22 protein-coding genes are annotated in these 20,021 nt (G+C 65.8%); 14 read left to right on the top strand and 8 right to left on the bottom strand.

Annotation, left to right across the window (positions count from 1 at the left end; all coding sequences use genetic code 11):
* Positions 1-6 precede the first annotated feature (6 nt).
* The 5 genes from ACLIIZ_RS05205 to ACLIIZ_RS05185 are packed head-to-tail and all read left to right on the top strand — an operon-like array spanning position 7 to position 4,804.
* Positions 7-744, top strand: a complete 738-nt coding sequence (locus ACLIIZ_RS05205; RefSeq protein ID WP_003050292.1) for a TIGR03759 family integrating conjugative element protein — start codon at positions 7-9, stop codon at positions 742-744.
* Positions 745-746: 2 nt separating this feature from the next.
* Positions 747-1,316 (top strand): transglycosylase SLT domain-containing protein, encoded by a 570-nt coding sequence (locus ACLIIZ_RS05200; RefSeq protein ID WP_003050289.1) that lies wholly within the window; start codon positions 747-749, stop codon positions 1,314-1,316.
* Positions 1,313-1,861: an integrating conjugative element protein gene (locus tag ACLIIZ_RS05195; RefSeq protein ID WP_003050285.1), complete on the top strand. Its 549-nt coding sequence runs from the start codon at positions 1,313-1,315 to the stop codon at positions 1,859-1,861. The genes ACLIIZ_RS05200 and ACLIIZ_RS05195 overlap by 4 nt, the downstream gene beginning before the upstream one ends.
* A 4-nt stretch (positions 1,862-1,865) precedes the next feature.
* Positions 1,866-4,058, top strand: coding sequence for a type IV conjugative transfer system coupling protein TraD (gene traD, locus ACLIIZ_RS05190; protein WP_003050282.1), 2,193 nt, complete (start codon positions 1,866-1,868; stop codon positions 4,056-4,058).
* The gene (locus tag ACLIIZ_RS05185) at positions 4,055-4,804 is read left to right on the top strand and encodes a TIGR03747 family integrating conjugative element membrane protein (RefSeq protein WP_003050279.1); all 750 of its coding nucleotides are present in this window, start codon (positions 4,055-4,057) and stop codon (positions 4,802-4,804) included. Before traD ends, ACLIIZ_RS05185 begins: the two co-directional genes overlap by 4 nt.
* A gap of 40 nt (positions 4,805-4,844) precedes the next feature.
* Here ACLIIZ_RS05185 and ACLIIZ_RS05180 read toward each other — a convergent pair whose 3' ends face one another.
* The 8 genes from ACLIIZ_RS05180 to ACLIIZ_RS05145 form a co-directional block, all read right to left on the bottom strand.
* Complete coding sequence (locus ACLIIZ_RS05180) at positions 4,845-7,412, bottom strand: AAA family ATPase (RefSeq protein WP_425505367.1); 2,568 nt, start codon at positions 7,410-7,412, stop codon at positions 4,845-4,847.
* A 66-nt stretch (positions 7,413-7,478) separates the two neighbouring features.
* On the bottom strand, positions 7,479-8,204 hold the full coding sequence (nucC, locus tag ACLIIZ_RS05175) for a CBASS effector endonuclease NucC (protein ID WP_003050273.1): 726 nt from the start codon (positions 8,202-8,204) through the stop codon (positions 7,479-7,481).
* 36 nt (positions 8,205-8,240) lie between these two features.
* Positions 8,241-9,143, bottom strand: a complete 903-nt coding sequence (locus ACLIIZ_RS05170) for a CBASS oligonucleotide cyclase (protein ID WP_003050264.1) — start codon at positions 9,141-9,143, stop codon at positions 8,241-8,243.
* The gene (gene cap7 / locus ACLIIZ_RS05165; protein WP_003050262.1) at positions 9,143-9,643 is read right to left on the bottom strand and encodes a type III CBASS phage resistance system CD-NTase-associated protein Cap7; all 501 of its coding nucleotides are present in this window, start codon (positions 9,641-9,643) and stop codon (positions 9,143-9,145) included. Before cap7 ends, ACLIIZ_RS05170 begins: the two co-directional genes overlap by 1 nt.
* On the bottom strand, positions 9,640-10,110 hold the full coding sequence (gene cap8 / locus ACLIIZ_RS05160) for a type III CBASS phage resistance system CD-NTase-associated protein Cap8 (RefSeq protein WP_003050260.1): 471 nt from the start codon (positions 10,108-10,110) through the stop codon (positions 9,640-9,642). Before cap8 ends, cap7 begins: the two co-directional genes overlap by 4 nt.
* Positions 10,107-11,021 (bottom strand): CBASS system CD-NTase-associated protein Cap6, encoded by a 915-nt coding sequence (gene cap6 / locus ACLIIZ_RS05155; RefSeq protein ID WP_003050256.1) that lies wholly within the window; start codon positions 11,019-11,021, stop codon positions 10,107-10,109. Before cap6 ends, cap8 begins: the two co-directional genes overlap by 4 nt.
* 17 nt (positions 11,022-11,038) lie before the next feature.
* Complete coding sequence (locus ACLIIZ_RS05150) at positions 11,039-11,614, bottom strand: PIN domain-containing protein (RefSeq protein ID WP_003050248.1); 576 nt, start codon at positions 11,612-11,614, stop codon at positions 11,039-11,041.
* Positions 11,611-12,081, bottom strand: a complete 471-nt coding sequence (locus ACLIIZ_RS05145) for a helix-turn-helix domain-containing protein (protein WP_003050245.1) — start codon at positions 12,079-12,081, stop codon at positions 11,611-11,613. Before ACLIIZ_RS05145 ends, ACLIIZ_RS05150 begins: the two co-directional genes overlap by 4 nt.
* 287 nt (positions 12,082-12,368) lie before the next feature.
* On the opposite strand from ACLIIZ_RS05145, the gene ACLIIZ_RS05140 reads away from it, so the two are divergent.
* The 9 genes from ACLIIZ_RS05140 to ACLIIZ_RS05100 are packed head-to-tail and all read left to right on the top strand — an operon-like array spanning position 12,369 to position 20,001.
* Positions 12,369-12,668, top strand: a complete 300-nt coding sequence (locus ACLIIZ_RS05140) for an integrative conjugative element protein, RAQPRD family (RefSeq protein ID WP_465221437.1) — start codon at positions 12,369-12,371, stop codon at positions 12,666-12,668.
* Positions 12,665-12,898 (top strand): TIGR03758 family integrating conjugative element protein, encoded by a 234-nt coding sequence (locus ACLIIZ_RS05135; RefSeq protein WP_003050225.1) that lies wholly within the window; start codon positions 12,665-12,667, stop codon positions 12,896-12,898. The genes ACLIIZ_RS05140 and ACLIIZ_RS05135 overlap by 4 nt, the downstream gene beginning before the upstream one ends.
* 16 nt (positions 12,899-12,914) lie before the next feature.
* Positions 12,915-13,274, top strand: coding sequence for a TIGR03745 family integrating conjugative element membrane protein (locus ACLIIZ_RS05130; protein WP_020307818.1), 360 nt, complete (start codon positions 12,915-12,917; stop codon positions 13,272-13,274).
* 11 nt (positions 13,275-13,285) lie between these two features.
* Positions 13,286-13,684, top strand: coding sequence for a TIGR03750 family conjugal transfer protein (locus ACLIIZ_RS05125; protein ID WP_003050133.1), 399 nt, complete (start codon positions 13,286-13,288; stop codon positions 13,682-13,684).
* Entirely contained in the window at positions 13,681-14,373 is a 693-nt protein-coding gene (locus ACLIIZ_RS05120) for a PFL_4703 family integrating conjugative element protein (protein ID WP_003050116.1), read from the top strand. Before ACLIIZ_RS05125 ends, ACLIIZ_RS05120 begins: the two co-directional genes overlap by 4 nt.
* Positions 14,370-15,281, top strand: a complete 912-nt coding sequence (locus tag ACLIIZ_RS05115; RefSeq protein WP_003050114.1) for a TIGR03749 family integrating conjugative element protein — start codon at positions 14,370-14,372, stop codon at positions 15,279-15,281. The genes ACLIIZ_RS05120 and ACLIIZ_RS05115 overlap by 4 nt, the downstream gene beginning before the upstream one ends.
* The gene (locus tag ACLIIZ_RS05110; RefSeq protein WP_003050111.1) at positions 15,271-16,689 is read left to right on the top strand and encodes a TIGR03752 family integrating conjugative element protein; all 1,419 of its coding nucleotides are present in this window, start codon (positions 15,271-15,273) and stop codon (positions 16,687-16,689) included. The genes ACLIIZ_RS05115 and ACLIIZ_RS05110 overlap by 11 nt, the downstream gene beginning before the upstream one ends.
* Positions 16,682-17,119 carry a TIGR03751 family conjugal transfer lipoprotein gene (locus ACLIIZ_RS05105; protein WP_465221435.1) on the top strand — a complete coding sequence of 146 codons (438 nt, stop codon included), beginning with the start codon at positions 16,682-16,684 and terminating at the stop codon, positions 17,117-17,119. The genes ACLIIZ_RS05110 and ACLIIZ_RS05105 overlap by 8 nt, the downstream gene beginning before the upstream one ends.
* Complete coding sequence (locus ACLIIZ_RS05100; protein ID WP_003050106.1) at positions 17,119-20,001, top strand: conjugative transfer ATPase; 2,883 nt, start codon at positions 17,119-17,121, stop codon at positions 19,999-20,001. Before ACLIIZ_RS05105 ends, ACLIIZ_RS05100 begins: the two co-directional genes overlap by 1 nt.
* Positions 20,002-20,021 lie beyond the last annotated feature (20 nt).

Here is a 20,021-nt window from a genome sequence, read left to right as displayed (position 1 = left end):
CACCCCATGAAGCCGTCGATCCTCCTTTTCGCGGTCCTGGTGGCGTCGTCGCAATGGCCCGCCTGGGCGCAGCAGCCCGCAACGACCCCGGCGCGCAACGCACAGAGCCAGGAGCGCCCGCTGGCCGCCCGCGTGCTGGACGACCGGGTGGCAACCGAATGGGGCTTGCAGCCACAAGAATGGGCACGCTACCGCGAGCTGATGGATGGGCCGCTGGGTATCTACTCGCCCAACCTGGACCCGCTGTCCGCCCTGGGCATCGAAGCTCGCACGGACGAAGAACGGCGCCGCTATGCGGAACTGCAGGTGCAGGTGGAAGCGCGCCGCGTCGAGAAGCTGCTCGCCTACCAGCGCGCCTACGACGAGGCCTGGCAGCGCCTGAATCCGGGGATGCAGCGCGTGAACCTGCCCGACGACAAGCCGGGCGCCGGCACATCCAGCAGTCCCTTGCGCGGCAGCGGCCGCATGGCGGTGTTCGTCAAGGACGGCTGCGCAGCCTGCGGACAGCTCGTGCAGCGCCTGCAATCCTCGGGCGCGGAGTTCGACCTGTACATGGTGGGCAGCCGCCAGGATGACGCGCGCATCCGCGACTGGGCCAAGCGCGCGCAGATCGACCCGGCGCGCGTGCGCGCCGGCAGCATCACGCTCAACCACGACGGCGGCCGCTGGCTGTCGCTGGGCCTGCCCGGCGATCTGCCCGCCGCCGTGCGCGAAGTGAACGGCCAATGGCAGCGCCAGCCGTAGCCATGCCCCTGCGCGCACTGGTGCTCACTGCCGGCCTGTATGCCGTTGCCGCCCTGGCCCAGGAGGTTCCGCCACCGGCTTACCAGCTTGCCGCCCAGCGCGCAGGCATCCCCTCGACCGTGCTCTACGCCGTGGCCTTGCAGGAGAGCGGCATCCGGCGCAACGGGCGCCTGGTGCCGTGGCCGTGGTCCCTCAACGTCGCCGGCCAGTCGCGCCGCTTCGCCACGCGCGCCGACGCCTGCGCTGGCCTGCAGCAGGCGATGCGCGCCACGCCGCACACGCGCATTGATGCGGGCCTGGGCCAGATCAACCTCGGTTACCACAAGCACCGCTTTACCGGCGCGTGCGACCTGCTGGATCCGTATCGCAACCTGGCCGTTGCCGCCGAGATCCTGAAGGAGCAGCACACCCCCGGCGAGGACTGGCTGCTGGCGATCGGCCGCTACCACCGCCCCGCAGGCGGCGAGCCCGCCGCCCGCTATCGGCGCAGCGTGTCGCGCCACCTTGCCCGCGTGCAGGGCACGCGACCAGCCGCCGCGGTCCTCGCGGCGCGCCAGGAGACCTCCCCATGACGAAACCCCATCCCGCCCATCTCGCGTTCACGGGCCTACTCATGCTGCTGTCAGGCCTGCCGCTGGCCTCGCGTGCCGGCGAGCCACTGATCGTTGTCGAGGACCGTGGCGGCACGTCGGCATTGCCGTACTACGAAGCCCTGAATCTCCAGCCGCGCGCCAACGCACCGGCGCGGCCGTCCATCCCGACGCCCCAGCTTCCTGCCACACCGGCGGACGAAGCCGCGATGCTGCCGGTGCGCAGCGCCAAGCTCACGCCTGGCACCGTCGCGCGGCGTGTGATTGAAGCGCCCGGCCTGCGGCCGTTCGTGGTCATCGGCGACGACGAGGCTTCCCGGGCCTGGTTGCAGCGCCGCGCCGCCGCTTTGCGCGAACGTGGCGCGGTCGGCCTGGTGGTCAACGTCGAGACCGCGCAGGGCCTGGCGCGGCTGCGCGCGCTGGCGCCAGGCTTGCCGCTCGCCCCCGTTGCCAGCGACGACCTGGCCGATCGCCTGGGCCTGCGGCACTACCCGGCGCTGATCACGGCCACTGGCATCGAGCAATGAAGCCATGTCGGGGAAACAGCCGGTCGAGGTTCTGCTACGCCCAGCGGTGGAGCTATACACCATCGCGGCGTGTGCAGGCGCCGCGTTTCTGTGCCTGGTGGCCCCATGGTCGCTCGCGCTGAGCCCTTCGATGGGCGTCGGCAGCGCCTTGGCATTCGGTGCCTACGGCGCGATCCGCTACCGCGATGCCCGCGTCATTCTGCGCTACCGGCACAACATCCGCCGCCTGCCGCGGTACGTGATGACGAGCAAGGACGTGCCGGTCAGCCAGCAGCGCTTGTTCGTGGGGCGCGGGTTTCTCTGGGAGCAGAAGCACACCCATAGGCTGATGCAGACGTACCGGCCGGAGTTTCGCCGCTACGTCGAGCCGACGCCGGCCTACCGGCTGGCCAGGCGCCTGGAGGAACGGCTGGAGTTCGCGCCGTTCCCGCTGTCCCGGCTGCCCGCGCTCACGGGCTGGGACGTGCCTTTCAACCCCGTGCGCCCGTTGCCGCCTGTCGGCGGCCTGCCGCGCCTGCATGGCATCGAGCCCGACGAGGTGGACGTCAGCCTGCCGCTGGGGGAGCGCGTCGGACACTCGCTGGTGTTGGGCACCACGCGGGTGGGCAAGACGCGGCTGGCCGAGTTGTTCGTCACGCAGGACATCCGCCGCAAGAACGCCGCAGGCGAGCACGAGGTCGTGATCGTCATCGACCCCAAGGGGGACGCGGACCTGCTCAAGCGGATGTATGCCGAGGCCCAGCGCGCGGGCCGTGAAGGCGAGTTTTACGTCTTCCACTTGGGCTGGCCGGACATTTCGGCGCGCTACAACGCGGTGGGCCGCTTCGGCCGCATCAGCGAAGTGGCGACCCGGGTGGCGGGGCAGCTCTCCGGCGAAGGCAACAGCGCGGCGTTCCGCGAGTTCGCATGGCGCTTCGTGAACATCATTGCCCGCGCCCTGGTGGAGCTGGGGCAGCGCCCGGACTACATGCTGATCCAGCGGCACGTCATCAACATCGACGCGCTGTTCATCGAGTACGCCCAGCACTACTTCGCCAAGACTGAGCCCAAAGCCTGGGAGGTGATCGTCCAGATCGAGGCCAAGCTCAACGAGAAGAACATCCCGCGCAACATGATCGGGCGCGAGAAGCGCGTGGTGGCGCTGGAACAGTACCTCTCCCAGGCCCGCAACTACGACCCGGTTCTCGACGGCCTGCGCTCGGCGGTTCGCTACGACAAGACGTATTTCGACAAGATCGTCGCGTCGTTGCTGCCGCTGCTGGAGAAGCTCACCAGCGGGAAGATTTCCCAGCTTTTGGCCCCAAATTATTCCGACCTGGCCGACCCGCGCCCGATCTTCGATTGGATGCAGGTCATCCGAAAGCGCGCAGTCGTCTATGTGGGTCTGGACGCGCTATCCGACGCCGAGGTTGCCGCAGCGGTCGGCAATTCGATGTTCAGCGATCTCGTGTCGGTCGCCGGGCACATCTACAAGCACGGGATCGACGATGGCCTCCCGGGCGCAACGGCCGGTGCGCGCGTGCCCATCAACGTTCATGCCGATGAATTCAATGAATTGATGGGCGATGAATTCATCCCGCTAATCAACAAGGGCGGCGGTGCCGGCCTGCAAGTCACGGCGTACACGCAGACGCTCTCGGACATCGAGGCCCGCATCGGCAACCGCGCGAAGGCCGGTCAGGTGATCGGTAACTTCAACAACCTGTTCATGCTCAGGGTCAGGGAGACGGCCACGGCCGAACTGCTGACGAGGCAGTTGCCGAAGGTCGAGGTCTATACCACCACCATCGTCTCCGGCGCGACCGATAGCTCGGACATCCGTGGGGCGACGGATTTCACCAGCAACACGCAGGACCGCATCAGCATGTCCAGCGTGCCGATGATCGAGCCGTCGCACGTCGTTGGACTGCCCAAAGGCCAATGCTTCGCGCTGCTGCAGGGCGGCCAGCTTTGGAAGGTACGCATGCCGCTGCCGGCGCCGGACCCGGATGAAGTGATGCCGGCGGACCTGCAGCAACTGGCCGGGTACATGCGCCAGAGCTACAGCGAGGCCACGCAGTGGTGGGAGTTCACCAGCTCGCCGGCCTTGCAGGATGCGGCCTTGCCCGACGACCTGCTGGACGATGCCGCTGCGGCCGAGCCCGACGCGGTGGCCACCGGCGCCGACGATGGCGCGGGCAACGAGGCCGTGCCATGAAGGATGCCGCCTCGACCGCGCAGCGGGAGCAGAACCAACGCCAAGGCTTGATCGTCGGCACCCTCACCTTACCGTTCCGGTTACTCGGGGTGCTGATCGGCTCGCTGCTGTTCTCGATCGTGGTGGAGTGCGTCGGCATGCACCTGTTCTGGAAGGACCAGGGCTGGCGCCACTCCCAGCAGATGCTGCAGTACGAACTCGGGCACCTGTCCAGCCACTTCACGCGCAGCGTGGTCGTACAGGAGCCGGGACGGACGGCGCACGAGCTGGTGGACACCGGATACGAATGGGTGTTCGTGCGCTCGGGGCTGCTGGAGCACATGAGCCAGACCGCCGAGCGCGCCCGAGCGCCCAGCCACGGGCAGACCCACAACTTCCGCTACTGGATCAGCCAGGTCTATGTCTGGACCGAGAGCTACCTGATCGCTGCGGCCTTCACGACGCTCACCTTCCTGGTGCGCCTGCTGGTCTTGGTGCTCACGCTGCCGCTGATCCTCACGGCGGCATTCGTCGGCCTGATTGACGGCCTGGTGCGACGGGATGTGCGCCGGTTCGGCGCGGGCCGCGAATCCGGCTTCATCTACCACCGCGCGAAGGCCAGCCTGATGCCGTTGGCCGTGCTGCCTTGGGTCACCTATCTCGCTCTGCCCATATCGGTGCATCCTCTGGTCATCCTGCTGCCCAGCGCGGCGTTGCTGGGGATGGCAGTTAGCCTGACCGCAGGCAGCTTCAAGAAGTACTTATGAGGTGACACGGGCGGCACTGCTCTGCAAAGCCGTGTGCCGTTCATCGGTTCTGCAGGGTATCAAGAGCAGCATCCAACGCCGTAACCGCCTCGACGACCGTTCTTACCGTCGCCCGATCGAACTCATGATCGCGCTGAGCGTCGTGCACACCGCTATTGAGGTAACCCCATTCAATACTCGTACCGCTGACATTGAGCAGCCTGACCAACGCCCCCACGGCATCCGGCGCACCCGCGTGTTGCGCCGCGATACGCTCGACGGCCGACCGCAACTTGGTGCATTTATTGTTCAGCTCCCAAGGCGCGCGGGGCCCGCTCAGCTTGATGTCGATCCGGCCGTCCGTCCGCCGACCCAGCCACGTCCACAGGCGGTCCGTCAGACTCTCCAGCGCCGGCCGGGCCTGACGCAGTGCCTCGCGTTTCTCGTCAGCCGCCAACGCCTGCTGGGCCAGAAGAACATAGTTCTTCGCTGGCGGGTCGCTGTCGACCCGCAGTTCGTGCTCTCCCTGATGCGGGAGAAACTTGTAGCGCTTGATGGCGCCAGCGCGCCGGGCGCCCAGCTCCTGCTGGATGCGATGCAGGAATTCCTCGGCGTGCGAGGTGAGGATGACCTGCTTACCGTCGAGCAGGCCATCCTCGAAGAAGGTGCGCCAGATGCCGTCGCGGTGGTCATCGTCGATCGCATTGACGACGTCATCAAAGATGACGACGGGACAACCCTGCGCGATATTTTTGGCGAGTAGTATCGCCAGGCCGAGGCACTTGATGTGCCCCTCGCTGAACACGATTAGCGCGTCGTAACGGACACCCGGCTCCCCAGCGAACTCCACCTCGATCTTGCCGTTCTCGGCCACTGGCAGCCACAGCGCGTGCAGCAGATCGCCGGGCGGATCGGCCCGGTTGAATGCGTTGTAGAGCTGGCGCGCTTGCTCTCCCAGCCCTTGGAGCAGCACACCTGGAAGTGCGGCAAGGTAGGCCTGAATCTCGGGCAAAAAGCCGTCGTAGGCAACCTTGACCCGCTGATGGTGCGCCACCACCGCCACTTCCGCAGCAACGACCTCGATCAGTTCGCGGTTCGCCTCGTCGAACTGGGCGACGGTCTGGCGGGCAGTGGCCAGATCCTGATCGGCCGCCCCCCGCAAGGTGCGCAGTCGTTGGACCTCCAACTGGTGCTGCTGTAGGCCATCTCGCTCCTGTGCCAATGCGCCGCGCTGGGCATGCACTTCCCGCGCCTGCGCGTCGACCCCTTCAATGATCTCGGCGATCCGCAGCAGAGCGTTCCAGGCACGTCGATCTCCATCGACCCAGGCACCAAGCCAATTGCCGGCCGCAGTGGGAGGCAGCAGCGGCAGGCCAGCACCCTGTGATTCGGCCGGACAGGCAACGGCACCCGCCGTTACCACGCGGCGCATCTCCTCCCACAGAACTCGGACCGCCTCGCTCAACTGCGTGCGATGTCCGGTCTCCTGCTGTTGGAGGGCAGCCAGTTGAGCAAGCTGCTCCAGGCCCGCGCGTGCCTTCGCGAACGGATCCTGCGCCACAGCGGCCAGTGCAGTTCCACAGGCGGGGCAAGCCGTCGCCCCGTCCGCCAGCGCCAACACGGCCTCGTAGAGCTTCGCGTATGACACCTCGCCGGCGCGGGCGGCAAGCTGCCCGGAAGACGCCCGCCACAGTCCCTGGATCCGATAAGCCTCTGCCAGCAACGCCTGCAGACGGGCCTGCGTCACTTCATAAATGGCAGGCGGGTTGGCGTCCAGTTGTGCCTGGACGTACGGCAGCCGCCCTTGTTGCTGCGGTGTGCCGAGCAGCCAGTCGACGCAGGCCTGGTAGGTCGCGCCAGGCCACATGCGCTGCGCCAAGGCCTGCTCTAGGGCCTCGACCGCAGCAATCTTCTGCGGATAGGCGGCGATCGTCTGCTCGGAGTTCGCCAACTGTACGCGGCGTTGTGCCAGCTGCGCAGCTTGGACACCGGTGAGCATCAGGTCCTGATCAAGCAAAGGGTTGAAGCCCCGCACGAATTCGCTGAACTGGTCCACGCCGAACAGGGTTGCGATCAGTTGCCGCTGGTCGCCCGGCGTCCGCGCGGCGATGCGGGCGAAGTCGTCAAGGCGGTTCTTCTCGATGAAGCAGAAGCGGTATTCGGCTTCATCTGGCTGGACGGCCTGGGGCTGGTCTTCCGCCCGGGACGATAGGACAGGCGCGACATGACGGCGCAGGCGAGCGTTGTTGCAGTACGTCCGCTGGTCGACCCGCTTGGCCTGCGCTTCGCTGATCGAACCGAGCATCGCCACTTCCAAGGCTTCGCAGAAGCTGCTCTTGCCGGTGCCGTTGGCACCGTAGACCAAGGTGATGTCATGGCTGAGGTCGAACGTCTCCTGCCGCATGAATCCTCGAAACGGCCCGACTTCGAGCTGGTGCAGTCGCCCGAGCGCCGGCCCGTTTTCGGGGCCGCGCGCGTCCCCGTTGTAGGCGACAGGCATCTGCGCCAGATGCGCGATGGCCAGCGGCGCCAAGCGCGTGGAGCGCCCCCGGCGTGCAGCACCGACCTCGGCCAGTGGCTGCAGGTGATCGAGCACCAGGTGCGCCAGCCGGCGCACGTCGTCGTGCACGTGCCGCTGCGCCAAGTGCGCTAGGAACCGGTGGTACTCCGAACGTATGCTTGCCACAGCGACCCCTCACTTGGTCAACCACTGACCGTAAGCCTCCACATCGATCATGGGGACCGTTCCACTGAACTGAAGCTGCGCGATCAGCTTGAAAAGAAACGCGGTCGCCGGCTTGTTTTCGTTGGTGTAGCTGTACGCGCCGCTGGCTTGGTCATAGAAAAAGTGCCCGTGGGCGGCAACGCATCCGATGTCCAGACGCCCCTCGGTGAGGTTTGCGTTCAGCGCCTTGTCCATGGATGGGCCCAATGCTGGACTCCATTCGCTCTCGAAGGTGAGCAAGCCACCCAGAATCGGAATCAACGGCTTCGCTGGGTAGGTCCCGCCAGCGTGCGGGATCGGCAGGCTCGTGCGGTGCAGCCTGCGCACACTGGCGACCTTCTCCTGGGCATAGGCCACAAGCCCCGCGTCAGCCGTCTGCTTGGCCTCGAACACGGCGTACACGCTTTCGGCTGGGATGATCGTCTCGTTCTCGTAGGTGAAGATAAAAGGCGAATATTGCCGATCAAACACCACCACATCGATCTGCTGGCTGAAGTTCCCCAGGCTGTCCACCACATGCGCCTTGGCCGCCTGGTACCGTTTGGGCAGATAGGTATCCAGCATGTCGATCCAGACGTTCTCGCTCGCATCCCCCTTCGTGCCCGGGTGACCGAAGGTCTTGCGTACTACGGACAGGCGCTGCTGGATGTCCTCGTGCAAGGACGACAAGAGTTGGGAAAGCGACCACTGGGACATGTTGTACCTCGATTGGACGTATGGCAGCCGACGGGGTCAGGAAAGCGGGAACTTGGGGCCAAACAGCGCACGCCAGGCTCGAAGCGCTTCGAGATTGCGACCGCGACGCGCGTGGTCGATGGCGACACTTGCGTCCTGGCTCGCTTGCGACAGCAGTTGCTGCGCGCGCTGCTTGCGCGCAGCGTCCATGTCGTTGCTGATCGCCGGCCCGAGGCCGGCCGGGTCAGGCCACTCGTCATGGACACGATCAGCGAGCGTGGCAAAGAATGACTGGATCTCGCGATCGAACGATCCACCCCAGCCGCCGTAGAGACATTCCAGTGCCATCACCTCGATAAGGAATGAGGGCTTCACCGGCTTCTGATCGCCGTGCTTGGGATTGTTGTTCCAGTACTTCACCATGCGCACGAGACCTTTCCACTCATTGCCATAGGCTTGGTGCGCTGCGGTCGCCTTGTCCTTATGGATCTCCGGGTCCGTCTTGATCCACTTTCCGGACGCCGAATCGGGGATCTCATACTGGTCGCCGGTGTCGAATGCGGGCACCGCATCCACGCTGACCACCCGGTAGTCCGTGTTGTCCTCCGCGTCGATGTGAACACCGAAATCCACGTTGATCGAGCGCGCCTGTTTGCGCACGGCTGCCGAACCGTATTTCTCCACCAATGCAGAGTGGAAATCATCCAGCACTACCGATGCGGCCTTGCCGTGGTAATGCTTCTCCGAGTCCTTCAGCACGAAGAAGATGTCGATATCCTTGAGCGGCTTCGTCTTCGTGTATCGAGCATAGGAGCCGGTCAGGAAGCTGCGCGCAATACCGAATTTCGTCTGCAGGTAGTCTCGCACTTCGTTCTGGCGCTGCGAGGCATTCTTCTGCTCGCGCTCGTTGAGTTCCAGGCGCGACTTGAACTTGCGAAAAGCTTCATCGATCGACAGCATCAGCGTTGCCTCCAATATCCAGCCTGACCCGCCAGGCCGCTGTGTTCCACAGTCGAGCCCAGGCTCTGCTTGACCATCCCATCCGTCGAGCGATAGCTTCCTTTGCTCCACCCATCCACGTCAGGCCGCCCGGGCTTTGTATCAAGCATGACTTTGTACTTAGCCTGCGATGGCAACAGCCCAGCCTTCTTGATCGCGTATTTCAACTGCTCGGTATCTGTCCAGAAGCTGCCGTCGCCATCGGACCACCCATACACGATGTCGATATCCCATCGGGTCACAAGCTTGTCGGTTGCCGGGTTGTAGATCTCCAGAATCACCTTGCGCAGATCACCGGTCCCGAGCCACGTCTTGATGGCTCGGGTATTGCTCTCCCAGCGATCCGCAAAGTGCTCAGGGTCCAGCCCACTGAGCAGGATGATGTCTTTCAAGCTCTTGAGGATGTTGTCGGTCACATAGGTAACCGAGTGCGTGTACGAGTAGGTGGCGACGGTGCTCATGACTTGAGGAAACCTCCGAGGTCGAGCGACAGCGCTTGCCCAGCATCGTCCTGCGCCTGCGTGGCAATTCCTTGGCTCAAGTCCCGTGCAATGATGCGAGAACAGTGCTTTTTGAGCGCGGTTTGCACCCAGCCGAGCTGCTCCTTCGGACACGGCAGCGAGACTCCCCAGTCTCCCTTCAACGGCTCGAACCCCAAGACTTCTTCGTTGGCATCATCACCATCGATCGCGTCTTCGTCGAAGAGGCAGTAGATCCTGGTCCGTGGTCCATCGCATGTCGCAACGATGGGCGCGCTCTTGGGTGCCTGGTCGGCGATCAAGCTGGCGGCCACGCCCGCCACGGCCCTGAGTTCAGAGCGAGCCGTGCCGTCCTTGCCCTGAGTGAGCAGTTCGACAATGGCATCCCACGTCTGCAACGCATCGCGGTGCGGCGAACTGCGAAACGTCCGGCTGACAACGGTGGTCATTTTTGCTTCCCTCCTTGAAGGCGCATTTGCTTTGCCTGTCGTATCGCACTGCGCAGGTGCTCTACGGAAAGCTTGTTCGGATCGATAGCCACTTGCGGGTCGGCCGCGAGGGCGTTGGCTACGACCTTGCGAATGGCCCGACCATCCAATCCGACGCACTCGCCAGCACACGCGTCGAACTGGTGAGCCGAGGAAAGCTTGCCAATCCCCGGAAATGTCTTTGCCAGGCCATTCAGGCAGTCCACCAGGATCTGCTTGCAGGCATCCTTGCCGGGCAGTGGCACCTCCATCACCATGTCGCAACGAGACAGGAAGGCACTGTCGACGGCCTGTGGGAAGTTGCTGGTGGCCACGAACAGCAGATGCGGGTTGCGTTCGGCCAACATGTCCAACTGCACCAACACCGCATCGGTGGCCCGGTGCACATCAACCGGGTTGGCTTCCAGGCTGAGCTTGGCTCGATCAGCCGCAAGCGTTTCGACCTCGTCCAGAAGGACGATCGTCGGGCCCGCCGCTGCGGATTCTGCGATCGATTGCGAGAACAGGTCTGCCACGGCGCGTTGAGTCTTTCCCATTGCAGAGCTCGTCAGCGTGTGAGGCTCCACTTCCAGCAATCGAAACTTCGCAGAAGAAAAAGATTCGGCCACACGATGCGCCAAGCCCCGTGCCAAGGAGGTCTTCCCAGTCCCCGGTGGGCCGACCAACAAGATCACGCCGTGCAGGGGGAGTACCGTGCGCTCCACCTTGGGGCGCACCGTGAAGTTGACGATCGCTTGTGACAGCAACTGTTTTTTGATGGCTTCGTCCATCACGATCGAATCCCACAAGTCACCCAGCGACTTGTCCGGCAGCTTCCAGCTTCGATGGATGCCTTTCGGCAAAGTGGCGTCTGATGAAGGATTCTTGGTCATCCGTGGCTCTCGGCGGGTCAGAGAATGGTGCGATAGGTCGCCAGCACCTTGGTCGTTTGCACAAGGCCTTGGCGCAGCAGGATTTCGAGATAGCGGTCCACATCGATCGGCGGATGCTTGAGTTGGGCACGCTGGCGCTGCGCAGCCGACACTACGGCGGCCGCATCCAGATCCAGCAGGTTGTCCACAAACTCATCGGGGTGCTGCGATTCGATGCCGTACGGAGCCAGCAGATCGTTCGGGAAATCCCGTTCGTTGAACGTCACAATCACGCTCGCACCGCAGCGAATCGCCGCAGCCAGGACGTGCCGATCGTCCGGATCGGGCAATGTCAGGCCTGCCACGAGCGCTTCGTAGCCCTCCACCAAGCCGTCCGGAATGGCCCTGTCCATGAGATCCGACGTCCTGTCGACCTGAACCCGGGTGAGATCGGGGCGGTTGATCAACAGGTTGCGTTTCCACTCCTCATGAATGGCTTGGCTCCACCGCGCCCGGAAGCGGCCAGACAGGCCGAGCCACATCAGGAAATCCCGCAGTGGCGCGGGATATAGAACGCACGCGTCGTAGACGGCGGTGAATGGGGAATGCCTCATTCGTATCCCATTCCCAACTCTTGCGACTGCTGAGCGAGTTCGGCCATCGCCTGCTCACTGGCGCGCTCGCGCGCTTCCTTGTACTGCATCAGATCGGCGAACCTCACCCTGCGGTGCTTGCCGGTGCGATGAAATGCCAACACCCCATCTTCTAGCAGCTTGACGAAATGGGGACGGGACACGTTGAGCAAGTCCGCCGCCTCTTGGGTCGTCAGCTCTGCATGGACGGGCACCACCTTTACTGCATTGCCATCGGCCAACTCGGCCAGGATGTCGACCAGCAGGCGCAACGCCGAGGTAGGCAGTTCCACCTGATGAGCCTGTTTGTGGTCATCAAAGATCTGGATGTGCTGCGTCTCGAACTGGGTTGCGAGGTAAGCCGCCAAGGCACGTTGACCCTGGACGGCTGCCTTAACCTCTCCCGCGGCGGGAAGGGTCATCTTGGATTGGGCAGTGGCGGTGGTCATGGGTAGCTCCTAAGCGAAAACGGTTGCAGAGCCGATCATATTCGAAACACTCGAAAAACGCAATAATCGAAACGCGACCCGGGCTTTTGTAGGTTCGCTCGCGGCATGCCCAATCCGGTCGTCCGCCAGTTCCTATTGTTTGCGGCCTAAAACAGCCCTGATCTCCACGATCACCCCATTGCTGATCACACAGGAATGGCGCGATGGTGGCTTCGATCTGGCTGCGCGCCGCGCATCGCGGCGTACCCACTCTTCTCGTGACGGCCCTCCTGCTGGGTCAGTCCCCGATGGCCTTGGCCGAGTCCCCTGCGCAGCGCCAGGAGCTGGTCGCCGCACTGCGCCAGCTCGACGCGCTGGAGCGCACCGTCGCGGACAGCGCCGCGCATGCCCCCATCCAGCCGGGCGAGCGCTACCACTTCGACTACCCGCGGCTGCTGGCTGACCTGGCGCGTGTTCGCGCCGGCATCCAGTTCCATCTGACGCCATCGCGCGCCCAGCCGCGCGACCCCTCCGAACTGGCCGGCGACTACCGCACCGAGCGGGCGACCGAGCCGCTGCCGGCGACGACTGCGGAGGGCAAGCCATGAACGGCGCCCAGGTCTCAGCATTTCAAGCCAACAGCGGCATCGCGCCTTCCGCGATGGCGACCGTCCTGGTCGGCGTCGTGTTCGCGGTCCTGCTCGTGTGGGGCGTCTGGGCCATCCGAACGGCCTACGTGGGGTGGTCCGAGAGCCGCCTCAACCAGCGCCAGTTCCTCGGCGTCTGCATCCGCTTCGTCGCGATGTACCTCGTCCTGAGTTTCTTCCTCCTGTCCTGACCTGAAAGGCCCGACCATGCACAACCGCATCTTCACTTCCCGTTTTGCCCAGCGCGCCGCCGTGGCCCTGGGCGCCGCCGCGCTGCCCGCGCTGTCGTTCGCGCAAGGCTTGCCGCAGTTGGAGAACCCGACGCGCGGCACCGGCAACGGCATCATGGAGACGATCCGCAACTACGGCTACGACATCATCATGCTCGTGGCCCTGTTGGTGGTGGCGTCGATGTTCATCGGCGTGTGCTACCACGCCTACGGCACCTACGCGGAAATCCACACCGGCCGCAAGACCTGGGGCCAGTTCGGCCTCACGGTCGCCATCGGCGCCGTGCTGCTCGTGATCGGCATCTGGCTGCTCACCGAAGCCACCGGCATCCTGTAAGCGAGGCCGGTATGTCCGAGCAGCAGCACGTCCGTGCGGACGGAACGGTCACCTTCCTTCCGCACCGGCTCAACCGCCATCCCGTTGTCGTGCGCGGCCTCACCGCCGACGAGCTGTGGATCTGCTGCGGCCTGTCCGGCGCCGCCGGCCTGCTGGTCGGCGCGCCGCTGTCCTGGGTGTTCCGCACGATCGCGCTGGCGCCGACGTTCGTCGTCCTGGGCGTGGCCTTGGGCGTGTTCATCGGCGGCGGCATCCTGCGCCGCCTCAAGCGTGGGCGCCCCGACACCTGGCTGTATCGGCAACTGCAATGGCGCATCGCCACGCGCCATCCGCTGATGGCTGGCTGGGTCGGTGGCCATGTGCTGATCTCGCGCTCGGGCTTCTGGTCCACCCGCAGGAGCATGCGATGAGCCGCTTCAAAAACGAGGTTACCCACCTGCAGGCGCACATCAAGACCTTGCGGCTGGGCGCGGGCGCGCTGGTCGTCGTCGCCCTGGTCATGGGCGGCGGCTGGTGGAGCGCGCCGCGCGACCTGACCATCCACGTCCCGCCCGACCTGCGCTCTGGCAGTACCCGCAAGTGGTGGGAAGTGCCGCCCGAATCGGTCTATGCGTTCACGTTCTACGTGTTCCAGACGCTGAACCGCTGGCCGACCAATGGCGAAGAAGACTACTCGCGCAACCTCCACACGCTCTCGCCGTACCTCACCCCGTCCTGCCAGGCCTTCCTGCGGGCGGACTATGACTACCGCCGCTCCACGGGCGAGCTGCGTCAGCGCGTGCGCGGCATCTACGAGATTCCCGGCCGCGGCTATGGCGACGACCCCACGGCGCGCGTGCGCACCGTATCCGATCGCGACTGGGTGGTGACGCTGGACATCACGGCGGACGAGTACTACGGCGCCGAGCAGGTTAAACGCGCCCTGGTGCGCTATCCGATCAAGGTCACGCGGGTGGACGTCGATCCCGCCCGCAACCCGTTCGGCCTGGCGCTGGACTGCTATGAGGGCGCGCCCCAGCGCATCAGTGCACCGGAGCCGGCGCGCCCGGCGCCGAGTGGCCTTTCTCCGCAAGCGCCTCAAGGAGGAAACACCCCATGAAGCATCCTGTACTCGCGCTGCTGGGGCTACTGGCCGTGGCCGCGGCACCCGTCGCCCAGGCGGTGGAGATCCTGCGTTGGGAACGCATGCCACTGGCAGTGCCGCTGAAGGTCGGTCAGGAACGCATCGTGTTCATCAACCGGAACGTGCGCGTGGGCGTGCCCGCGGGCGTGGGCGAACGCCTGCGCGTGCAGAGTGCGGGCGGCGCGGTGTACCTGCGCGCCAGCGAGCCGATCGAGCCCACGCGGTTGCAACTGCAGGACGCCGACACGGGCGCGCTGATCCTGCTGGACATCGCAGCTGAACTGCCCAAGGACGGGGAAGCCGAGCTGGAGCCGGTGCGCATCGTCGAGGGTGACAGCGCACCGGGACGCTATGGCGAGCAAGCCGACAGTGCCGAGGCCCCGGCACGCGCCCAGGGCCAGGCAGGTGCGCGGACCGCGCGGCGCGAAACTCCGGTCCCTGTCGTGCTGACGCGCTTCGCCGCGCAGAACCTCTACGCACCGCTGCGCACCGTCGAGCCGCTTCCGGGCGTCATGCGGGCCAACCTGCCCCGCGACCTCGACCTGGACACACTGATGCCAACGCTGCCGGTGCGCGCGGTCGCGCTCGCGTCGTGGCGCCTGGAAGACCAATGGGTGACTGCCGTGCGCCTCACCAACACCGGCGCCGACTGGGTCGCGCTCGACCCGCGCGTGCTGCAAGGCGATTTCCTCACCGCCACCTTCCAGCACGAGGCGCTGGGTCCGCGCGGCACGCCCGAGGACACGACCGTCCTCTACCTGGTCACGCGCGGCCGCGGCCTCGCGCAGTCGCTGCTGCCGGCGATTCACCGCTTCGACCCTGCCGTGCATCTGCCGCAGCCGGACGGCGACGAGAACGTCGAGGAGGCCCGCCATGCGCAGTAACGGCCTGCTCAAGTGGCTGATGATCCCTGTCGCCATCCTGGTGCTGTTCGTCGGTATCCGGCTGTTCTCGGGTGGCGGCAGCACGGCGCCACCCGCGGCGGACAACGGCGCCCAGCTCACGCCCGAGGAAATGAAGGCGCTGGGCATCGAAGGCGACACCCCGCGCGACACCGTGGCGACGCTCGTTGCCCAAGTGAAGCAGTTGCGCACCGAGCTTCAGACCGCGCTCTCGGACAACAAGTCGCAGCGTGAAGAGAACCAGCGGCTGCGCCAGCGCGAGAACTCCATCGACCAGCGCATCAACTCGGCGCTCGAATCCGAGCGGTCCAACCTGCGCCGCGACCAGGAGCAGGCGGCCAGCGCGCGCCAGCAGACCGAAGGGCTGCTCGCCGACCTGCAGCGGCGCCTGGACAGCATCGGCGGGCGCGGCGGCGGCCATGCGGACCTGCCCGTGGGCCTGGGGCTGCAGGGCGGCGACGAGGCCGGCATGGAGGGCGGCGTGCGGTGGGTCGAGCCGGACGACGCAAAGCCCGCCGAGGGGCGCAACGCCGGTCGTGGCGCGAGCGGCGGAATGAGCTTCCCCACGAGCTTCGGCCCGGCGCAGAGCACGCTCGAAACCACCGCGGAAACCGTGGCGAACGCGGGCGCGCAAGTCGCGGGCGTCAAGACCGCGAAGCCCGTCTATACCGTGCCGACCAACTCCACGCTCATGGGCTCGGTCGCGATGACGGCGCTGATCGGCCGTGTGCCGATCGACGGCACGGTGAACGATCCCTATCCGTTCAAAGTCCTGGTCGGGCCGGACAACCTGACGGCGAATGGCATCGACATTCCCGATGTGGCCGGCGCCGTGTTCAGCGGCACCGCCTCGGGCGACTGGACGCTTTCGTGCGTGCGCGGCCAGGTGCGCAGCATCACGTTCGTGTTCAACGACGGCACGATCCGCACGATCCCCGAAGACCGCGAGGGCAACCAGCAGAATAACCAGCAACGCGACGGCTTGGGATGGATCAGCGACCCGCACGGCATCCCCTGCGTCAGCGGCGAGCGGCGCAGCAACGCCCAGCAGTACTTGGGCTCGCAGGCCCTGATCACGGCGGCCGGTGCCGGCGTGGCCTCGCTCATCGAGAGCGACAGCGGCCGCATGTCGTATGTCGGCTCGGACGGCTCCATCGGCACCGTGGGCATCAGCGGCCAGGAGGCGGTCGGCCAGATTCTGGCGGGCGGCGTGCGGGACATGTCGGCCTGGGTCAACAAGCTCTACGGCCAAGCGTTCGCCGCCGTCTATGTCCAGCCCGGCGCGAAGGTCGCCGTCCACCTCGAAAAGCCGCTCGCCATCGACTTCGATCCCGAAGGCCGCAAGGTCGATCACCGCACAGGAGAAAGCCATGCTCTCGAACTTGAATAGCTTGGCCCGTGGCCTGGCGCTGGTCCTCGCCGTCGCGGCGCTCGCCGGCTGCGCCACCAGCAAGGAAAAGCTGCTGACCCACGGTGACCGCACGATGATGGACATCTGGCAGCAGGAGGCCGGGGACGGCGGTGGCGCAGCCGGACGGAACGCCGGCGGCCAACTGCTCGATGCGCGCCAGAGCCTGCGTCGGCCGCTGACCGACGCCGATATGCAGGCCGCACCTGCCGAGCAGATGCGCTACACGCGCACCGCGCGCAACGAGGTCCATCGCCAGTTCCAGCGCCTGCCCAATCCCGATCTCGTGATGTACGTGTACCCGCACCTGGCCGGCACCGATCCCGTGCCGGTGCCCGGCTACACGACCGTCTTCCCGCTGTACCAGCGCATTCAGTACGCGATGCCGGGTGAGCGCGTGGAGGACTACTGATGCGCTGGAAACTTCCCTGGCCTAAGCCGGCCGCGCTGAAGCTGGCCGCATCCGGCGCTGGTGATGACGAGCAGCCGGACGGCTGGCAGCGCCACATTGAGGCCTTGCGCCAAGCCGGCATCCCCGAACCCGGCTCGGCAGTCCGGGGCCGCAAACCGGCGACGGAGGCCGACGAGCAGGCGCTGTACGAGGTCGCACCGTCCTTCGTGGAACTGCTGCCCTGGGTCGAGTTCTTGCCCGAGTCAAGGTCCATGTTGCTGGAGGACGGCCAATCGGTGGCGGCCTTCTTCGAGCTGGTGCCGCTGGGGACCGAGGGCCGGGAACCGGGCTGGCTTGCCCACGCCCGCGACGCCTTGGAGAACGCGCTGCAGGACAGCTTCGATGAGCTGGACGAGAACCCCTGGGTGCTCCAGCTCTATGCCCAGGACGAGCCGAGTTTCGACCAGTACATGCAGACCCTGCGTGACTACGTGCAGCCACGTGCCCGCGGGACAGCGTTCACCGAGTTCTACCTGCGCTTCTTCGGCCACCATCTGCGTGCGGTGGCCAAGCCCGGCGGCCTGTTCGAGGACACGGTGGTCACGCGGCTGCGCTGGCGCGGGCAGACGCGGCGCGTGCGCATGGTGGTCTATCGACGTGCCACCGGGCAGGCAAGCCGCCGCGGCCAGACGCCCGAGCAGATGCTGAACATCGTCTGCGACCGCCTGTGTGGCGGGCTGGCGAACGCCGGCATCCAGGCACGGCGCATGGTCGCAGCCGACGTCCACGACTGGCTGCTGCGGTGGCTCAATCCGCGCCCCGCGATGCTCGGGCCCAGTACAGAGGACCGGGAGCGCTTCTACGCACTGGCGCGCTACCCGGACGAGACTGAGGCCGGCGAGATCGAACTGGCGAGCGGGCGGGATTTCAGCCAGCGGCTGTTCTTCGGCCAGCCACGCTCCGACGTGGAGCACGGCACCTGGTACTTCGACGGCATGCCGCACCGTGTGCTGATCACCGACCGGCTGCGCATGCCGCCCGGCACGGGACATCTAACCGGCGAGACCCGCAAGGGCGATGCGATCAACACGCTGTTCGACCAGATGCCGGAAGACACCTTGCTTTGTCTCACGATGGTTGCCACGCCCCAGGATGTCCTGGAATCGGATCTGAACCACCTGGCGAAGAAGGCCGTGGGCGAGACGCTGGCGTCGGAGCAGACGCTCAAGGACGTGCATGAAGCCCGCTCGCTGATCGGCAGCGCGCACAAGCTCTACCGGGGCACGCTGGCGTTCTACCTGCGCGGGCGCGACGAGGCGGAACTGGATCGGCGCGGCCTGGACCTGGCGAACGTGATGCTCAACGCTGGTTTGCAGCCGGTGCGAGAGGATGATGAGGTGGCGCCGCTCAACAGCTACCTGCGCTGGCTGCCGTGCTGCTACAACCCCGGCAAGGATCGGCGCCGGTGGTACACGCAACTGATGTTCGCCCAGCACGCGGCAAACCTGTCGCCGGTGTGGGGCCGTGCCCAGGGTACGGGGCATCCAGGCATCACGATGTTCAACCGCGGCGGCGGGCCGATCACCTTCGATCCGCTCAATCGCCTGGACCGGCAGATGAACGCCCACCTGTTCCTGTTCGGCCCGACGGGTTCCGGCAAATCGGCCACGCTCAACAATCTGCTGAACCAGGTCACGGCCATTTATCGGCCGCGCCTCTTCATCGTGGAAGCCGGCAATAGCTTCGGCTTGTTCAGCGACTTCGCCAGGCGCCTGGGCCTGACCGTGAATCGGGTCAAGCTGGCCCCCGGATCGGGCATCAGCCTAGCGCCGTTCGCCGACGCGCGCCGGCTGATCGAAACGCCCAGCGATGTGCAAACGCTCGATGCCGATGCGCTGGACGAAGACCTGCCACCCGATGCCTCAGCCATGGAGGCGGACGAACAGCGCGACGTGCTGGGCGAACTGGAGATCACGGCGCGGCTGATGATCACTGGCGGCGAGGACAAGGAGGAAGCCAGGATGACGCGCGCCGACCGCTCGCTGATCCGCCAGTGCATCCTCGACGCCGCCGAGCACTGCGTGGCCGAGAAGCGCACGGTGCTCACGCGCGACGTGCGCAATGCGCTGCGCACCCGCGGCCAGGACCCGACGTTGCCCGAGATGCGGCGCGTGCGGCTGCTGGAGATGGCGGACGCGATGGACATGTTCTGCCAAGGCACGGACGGCGAGATGTTCGACCGCGACGGCACGCCGTGGCCCGAGGCCGACATCACGCTGGTGGATCTCGCGACCTATGCCCGTGAGGGCTACAACGCGCAGCTCTCGATCGCGTACATCAGCCTCATCAGCACGGTGAACAACATCGCGGAGCGTGACCAGTATCTCGGCCGCCCGATCATCAACGTGACCGACGAAGGCCACATCATCACGAAGAACCCGCTGCTCGCGCCGTATGTCGTGAAAATTACAAAAATGTGGCGCAAGTTGGGCGCCTGGTTCTGGCTGGCGACGCAAAACATCGACGATCTGCCGCGCGCCGCAGAGCCCATGCTCAACATGATCGAGTGGTGGATCTGCCTGTCGATGCCGCCGGACGAGGTGGAGAAGATCGCACGATTCCGCGAACTCTCGCCGGCGCAGAAGGCGCTGATGCTTTCGGCACGCAAGGAAGCGGGCAAGTTCACCGAGGGCGTCATCCTCTCCAAAAGCATGGAGGTGCTCTTCCGCGCCGTGCCGCCGAGCCTGTATCTCGCGCTCGCGCAGACCGAACCCGAAGAGAAGGCCGAGCGCTACCAGCTCATGCAGCAGCACGGCGTCAGCGAGTTGGATGCCGCCTTCAAGGTGGCCGAGAAGATCGACCGGGCACGCGGCATCGAGTCGCCGGCCCTGGCCCTGCCCTGAATCTGCCGTGCACCGGAGAA

Origin of the sequence: Azonexus caeni, assembly GCF_048146105.1 — a bacterium.
Classification (GTDB): domain Bacteria; phylum Pseudomonadota; class Gammaproteobacteria; order Burkholderiales; family Rhodocyclaceae; genus Azonexus; species Azonexus aromaticus_B.
The sequence above is the reverse complement of the archived record's forward strand: the minus strand, read 5'-3'. Positions and strand labels throughout refer to the sequence as shown.